This window comes from Pseudonocardia sp. DxW, assembly GCF_058448985.1.
In genome coordinates, this window is record NZ_JBZFLK010000073.1 from 1 (window position 1) to 1,306 (window position 1,306).

At 69.6% G+C, this 1,306-nt stretch carries 2 protein-coding genes; both read right to left on the minus strand.

Going from position 1 to position 1,306, the window contains the following annotated elements; translation table 11 throughout:
* Positions 1 to 30 precede the first annotated feature (30 nt).
* Positions 31 to 927, minus strand: a complete 897-nt coding sequence (locus ACVJO7_RS33995) for an IS3 family transposase (RefSeq protein ID WP_491676367.1) — start codon at positions 925 to 927, stop codon at positions 31 to 33.
* Positions 924 to 1,235 carry a transposase gene (locus ACVJO7_RS34000; RefSeq protein WP_491676368.1) on the minus strand — a complete coding sequence of 104 codons (312 nt, stop codon included), beginning with the start codon at positions 1,233 to 1,235 and terminating at the stop codon, positions 924 to 926. Before ACVJO7_RS34000 ends, ACVJO7_RS33995 begins: the two co-directional genes overlap by 4 nt.
* Positions 1,236 to 1,306: the final 71 nt, after the last annotated feature.

Sequence of the window (1,306 nt, forward strand, 5' to 3'; positions counted from 1 at the left end):
TGAGCTTCCCCCGGTTCACCGGAGTGCGGGTTATCTGTGATCGTCGCGCTGGGCGCGATGGTAGGTGTCTTCGTACTCGTCGGGTGAGAGCCCGCCGAGGCGGGCCTGGATCCGGCGCGGGTTGTACCACCCGTCGAGGTAGCGGATCAGGGCGTGCTCGGCCTCGACACGGGTGGTGAACGTGGTGCCGGGCCAGTACAGGAGCTCGATCTTGATCGTGGACCACAGGTTCTCGGCGAGCGCGTTATCGAAGCTGTCCCCTGTGGACCCGGTCGATGGTGCGACCCCGGCGTCGACCAGGCGCTGGGTGAACCGCAGCGCCGTGTACTGGGCTCCCTTGTCGCTGTGGAAGATCAACTGCCCGGACCGTAGGTCCCGGGAGCGCAGGGCGTGGTTGAGCGCGGTGAGCACCAGCGCCGTGGTCGCGCGGGGGTCGGTGGCCCAGCCGACGACCCGGTTGGAGAACGCGTCACGCACCGAGGCGAGCCAGAGCACGCCCTCGCCGGTGACGATCCTGGTCAGGTCGGCCACCCAGACGCGGTTCGGTGCGGAGGCGGTGAAGTCGCGTTCGAGCAGGTCCGGCGCAGGGCGGTGCGACGGGTTCTGCCGGGTGGAGCCGTGCTTCCAGCCGCGGCGCAGGTGCGCGCCCGCCAAGCCGTGCTCGCGCATGATCCGCTCGACCCGCTTGCGGCCCACGTGCACGCCCTGGCGGCGCAGCTCCAACCACACCCGCGGAGAGCCGTAGGCGGCGGCGAACTCGCTGACCGACCGGATCTTCACGATCTGCTCGAGCAACACGGCATCGTCGAGCTCACGCTGCGACGGCGACGCGCGGCGGGCGCGCCAGTCGTAGTAGGTCGAGGCCGGGATGCCGAGGACCCGTAGTACGAGACCAGCCGGGAAGTCATGGGCGTCGACAAAGCTCATGACCACCTCCGGGTCGGGCCGATCTCGCTGGCGAAATAGGCGCTCGCCGCGCGCAGGACCTCGTTGGCCCGCCGCAGCTCGGCGTTCTCGCGCGCCAGCCGGCGGTTCTCGGCGAGCATGTCGGTGCTCGGCCGGTCAGGGCGTTCACCGTCGTCGGCCTCGGCCTGCCGGACCCAGTGCCGCAGGGCCTCACGATGGACGTTCAGCTGCTCGGCGAGCCTGCGGAACGACGGCTTGGGGTCGGACTCCCGATACAGCCGGACCGCGCGTTCTCGCAGCTCATCGGGGTACTTCTTCGGTGCGGGCACCAGTGCCTTCCTTCCTGGTCCTCATCGAGAGAACCAGCCTTCAGACACTCCGGCAAAGCGGGGGAAGCTCA

Coding starts and splice junctions, on each gene's coding strand:
- ACVJO7_RS33995 (WP_491676367.1), bottom strand. CDS start 927: ATGAGCTTTGTCGACGCCCATGACTTCCCGGCTGGTCTCGTACTACGG.